The organism is Kitasatospora sp. NPDC093558, from assembly GCF_040683475.1.
Taxonomy (GTDB): domain Bacteria; phylum Actinomycetota; class Actinomycetes; order Streptomycetales; family Streptomycetaceae; genus Kitasatospora.
On sequence record NZ_JBFBDY010000542.1, the window covers coordinates 1 to 4280 of the forward strand.

The window sequence follows — 4280 nt, forward strand, 5'->3', positions numbered from 1 at the left end:
GCCGCCGCGCGGGGGGGGCACCGGGGCTGCACGCCCGCGGCGTGCGGGGGGGGGGGCGCCCCCCCGGGGGGGGCGGCCCGCCCCTCCTCGCTTACAGGTCGCCGTCGCCGCGGGGCGGCAGAGCGGTCAGGGTCGCTATCGCGTTCCACAGCGTGGACGCCTGCTTCTTGGCGTTCGTCGCCGTGCCGCTCGCCGTCACGGCGTTCTTGTAGTGCTGGTTGTCCTGCTTGCCGCACGCGCCGGGGGCCTGCGAGTCCGAGGCCCAGGCCGCGTACTCGTCGTCCGCCTGCGCCGAGGCCGTCCAGGCCGCGTTGAGCTGCTCGACCAGCTGCGGGCCGCCGGGCAGCTTGTCGGTCTTCAGCTGGCCGAGCTTGGTCTGCAGCTCGCGCCGCTTGCCGGCCGCGGCGGTCAGCGCCTGCTGCGACTCCGGCAGCTGGTTGCACTTCTGCACGGCGCCGACCGCGTTCACGACGGCCGAGCGGCTGTCGCTCGCGGTGCCCAGCAGGTCCGACAGCGGCTGCGCCTGCGCCTTGACCTCGGGGTCGACGGAGGCCGCCGAGCCGCTCGCGGTCGCCGGGCCCGTCGAGGCGCTGCCGGCCGTGGCCACCGGCGGGGTCTTCTTCTTGTCGCCGCCCGTGTCGTCGCCGCCGCTCATCAGCACGGCGACGAGGATCCCGGCCGCGGCGCAGCCGGCCACCACACCGCCGATGATCAGCTTCGAGGACGGGCGCCCGCCGCCGCGCTCCTCGTGGACCGGCACGGCGGCGGTCTGGTACTCGGCGCCGGAGTAGTCGGGCCGGCCGGGCTGCTGCACCGGCTGCGGGTGGGCGGCCGGGTAGCCCTGGTGGCCGGGGTAGCCCTGGTCCGGCTGCTGCGGGTAGCCGGGGGCCTGCTGCGGGTAACCGGGGGTGGCCGGGTAGCCGCCGGCGTGCGGGTCCGCGGTCGGGTACGGCGGGAGGTGCTGGGTCTCCGGCGCGGGGGCGCCCTGCTGGTAGCCCTGGACGCCGGGGGCCGGGGCGCCGGCCCACGGCCCGCCCTGGGCCGGCATGGCCTGCGTCGGCAGCGCGTGCGCGCCCTCGCCCAGGTACTCCGGCTGCCCGGACGGCTGCCCCACCGGCGGCATCTGCTGGCCCGGCTGGGCACCCTGCGGGCCCTGCGGCAGGCCGGGCTGGGCGCCCTGCTGCTGGGCGGGCTCCGGGCGGAACAGGTCGTCCAGGTTGAAGTCACCCGAGTTGGGGTACGAGCGGCGCTGGCTCAACGCGATTCCTCACCTGTGCACGACCGCGCGCTGACGGCGGACCACATCTCGTCGGTTCTTGGGAGCATCACAGTTCCTTGGACGTCGCGCCCACGCTACCGGTTCGCCTCACCGGGTGACCACGTGGGCGGGACATCACACCTGCTCCCCCGCGGGGGCCGATCCGCTCAGGCGGCCTCCGCGTCCGCCCTGGCGTGGAACTCGCGGACCACCCGCTGCTCCCGGTAGGGCTCCAGCCGGCGCCGGAACTCGTCCAGGTACTCCACGCCCCGGTTGGAGCGCAGCCCGCTCAGCAGCCGGACCGCCTGCGCGCCCGTCTCGCAGGCGCGCTCCAGGTCCCGCTGCTGCAGCTGCGCCGTGGCCAGCAGGACCAGGTCCACCGCGCGGCGGCGCACCCGCGTCGGCGGGTGCAGGTCGAGCGCCCGGCGGGCGTAGTGCTCGGCCTGGCCGGCCTGCTCGAGGTCCCGGTGGCAGTGGGCGAGCTCGTCGGCGAGGTAGGCGTCGTCGAAGTGGACGATCCAGTCCGGATCGTCCTCCGGGCGGCGCTTCTCCATCATCTCCAGCGCCTTGGCCGCGACCGCCTCGCACGAGCGGGCGTCCCCGAGCAGCGCGTGGCCGCGGGCCTCGGCGGCGTAGAACATCGCCATCGCCGTCGGGGTGGCCACCGTCCGCGCGCCCTCCTGCGCGGCGCGGGCGAGCTGGGCGATCTCGCGCGGATTGCCCAGCGTCGCCGCGAGGTGGCTCATCGAGGCCGCGAGGACGTAGCCGCCGTAGCCGCGGTCGTCCGCCGCCTGCGCGAGGCGCAGCGCCTGGATGTAGTAGCGCTGGGCGAGCCCGGGCTGTCCGGTGTCCACCGCCATGTAGCCGGCCAGCTCGGTCAACCTGGCGACCGCGGCGAAGAGTTGGCGTCCGGTCTCCTCGCGGTAGGCGCCGCCGAGCAGGCCGGAGACCACCGAGTTGAGGTAGTGGACGACCACCGGGCGCACGTGCCCGCTGCCGAAGCGGTGGTCCAGGTCCACCAGCATCGTCGTGGTGGCCTTGATCGCCGCGACGTCCGTCGGGCCGACCCGCGGGCCGCCGGCGCGCGCGACGACCGGGTCCGGCGGGGTGATCAGCCAGTCCCGGCTGGGCTCGACGAGGGCGGAGGCGGCGACCGTCGCCCCGGTCAGGAAGTCGCGCCGGCCGACGTCGCTGCGCCAGAGCTCGCAGACCTGCTCCAGCGCCGCGTTCAGGGTGGGTGCGAACTGCAGCCCGATGCCGGAGCTGAGGTTCTTGCCGTCCGCCATGCCGATCTCCTCGACCGACACGCTGCGGCCGAGTTTGCGGCCCAGGGCCTCGGCGATCACCGCCGGGGCCTGTCCGCGCGGCTGCTGGCCGCGCAGCCACCGGGCGACGGAGGTCTTGTCGTAGCGCAGGTCCAGACCGTGCTCGGCGCCGCAGAGGTTGACTCTCCGGGCCAGGCCGGCGTTGGAGCAGCTGGCCTCCTGGATCAGTTGCTGCAGACGCTCGTTGGGCTGTCGTGCGACGAGTGGTCTCGCGGCCATTGGGCTTCGCCTCCCCACACCCTCCGGTCCCGGCCGGCGGGCGACGATTCTGCTGATCTGTTGCCGACTGTCCGACCGTCCAAGGAATCTGACACCAGGTTAGCGATCAGCAACGCCAGCGGGATACCCACGGTGACGAACCGCACCCCCCACGCGCCCTGGGAAATGCTCCCGTGCGCCCCCTCTGCGCCCGCCCCCGCCCGTGCCAACTCGCTTGAGTCACCGGTTCGGGTGACATTGCCATCATGCGCCCATCCGGGCACCGCGGGGCCGTAACCAGGCTCACACACGGTAGTTGAGCAGCGCGTGGAAGACATCCCCGACTCCCCCGACCAGGGCAACGACGCCGGACTGCCCCCGCTGCTCATCGAAGCCGTCAGCTACGCCGAGAACCGCCACTGGGAGGTCGCCCCGGGCGCCTGGCTGATCGACGGCGACGGGCCCGCCCGCTGCTCCTGCGGCGATCCGCGCTGCCCGCTGCCCGGCGCCCATCCGCTGGACGCGGACTGGGCCCGCAAGGCGAGCGCCGGGCCGGGGGCGGTGCGGCGCTGGTGGACCGAGCGGCCGCAGGCCTCCATCCTGCTGCCCACCGGCCGTTCCTTCGACGTCCTGGACGTCCCGGAGGTGGCCGGCTGCCTGGCGCTGGCCCGGATGGAGCGGCAGGACCTCCAGCTCGGCCCGGTGGTGGCCGTTCCCGCCTCGCCCGGCCGGATCGGGCGCCGGCTGCACTTCCTGGTGCTGCCCGGGGTCGCGGCCAAGCTGCCGGAGATGCTCCGCAAGCTCGGCTGGCCGCCCGGCCGGCTCGACCTGGTCGCCCGCGGCGAGGGGGACTGGACGGTCGCCCCGCCGTCCCGGGTCGGCAGCACCGGGTACGCCCAGTGGGCCCGCTCGCCCTCGGCACTCAACCGCTGGCTGCCGGACGCGGCGGAGCTCATCAGCCCGCTGGCGTACGCGTGCGGGCGCGAGGCCCCCTCGGCCCGCTCGCAGAGCGCCCAGCCGGCGGCGGTGCACTGAGCGGTCGCGTACCGGAGGGAAGTCCGCCGGGCCGTTCGGCCGTACCGGATTCACCCTCCCCCGGACAGCCGCCCTCCGCCTATCGGGTGAGGGCGTGCGCCGCGCGACACAACGCGCGCGAGTGACGGGCCTTGTCTCCCACCGGAGACAGGGCCCGTCATACGCATGTGCGGATAAAGCCTCGGTGTACCCGCTGGTCAACCGGACAAGCCCCTCGTACGAGTGACAGCGCTCAAGGATTGCCATGATCGGCCGAGGGGAGGATTTGCGGTGCGAGGGGACGCCGGAAGGGACGCTCGGACGGGGAAGCCGGGCGGGGCGGTACGGAGGGGAAGCGGGAGGGACCGGGAGGGACGGAGGGGACGGGAGGGAAGAGGGGGACCGGGGAGGACGGAAGGGCCCGCTGCACGGGGAGCAGCGGGCCCTCTTCGTCGGTTCGTGTCCGGCGTCGTCGCGCGGCCAGA

General features: G+C 74.9%; 3 protein-coding genes. 1 reads left to right on the forward strand and 2 read right to left on the reverse strand.

Going from position 1 to position 4280, the window contains the following annotated elements:
* Window positions 1-91: 91 nt before the first annotated feature.
* Window positions 92-1258 carry a hypothetical protein gene (locus AB0O00_RS31025; RefSeq protein WP_363657409.1) on the reverse strand — a complete coding sequence of 389 codons (1167 nt, stop codon included), beginning with the start codon at window positions 1256-1258 and terminating at the stop codon, window positions 92-94.
* A 167-nt stretch (window positions 1259-1425) separates the two neighbouring features.
* Window positions 1426-2802: a transcriptional regulator gene (locus AB0O00_RS31030; RefSeq protein WP_363657410.1), complete on the reverse strand. Its 1377-nt coding sequence runs from the start codon at window positions 2800-2802 to the stop codon at window positions 1426-1428.
* A 306-nt stretch (window positions 2803-3108) separates the two neighbouring features.
* Between AB0O00_RS31030 and AB0O00_RS31035 the strand changes: the two genes are divergently transcribed.
* A complete protein-coding gene (locus AB0O00_RS31035) occupies window positions 3109-3816 on the forward strand; it encodes a bifunctional DNA primase/polymerase (protein WP_363657411.1) in 708 nt (235 codons plus the stop codon).
* Window positions 3817-4280 lie beyond the last annotated feature (464 nt).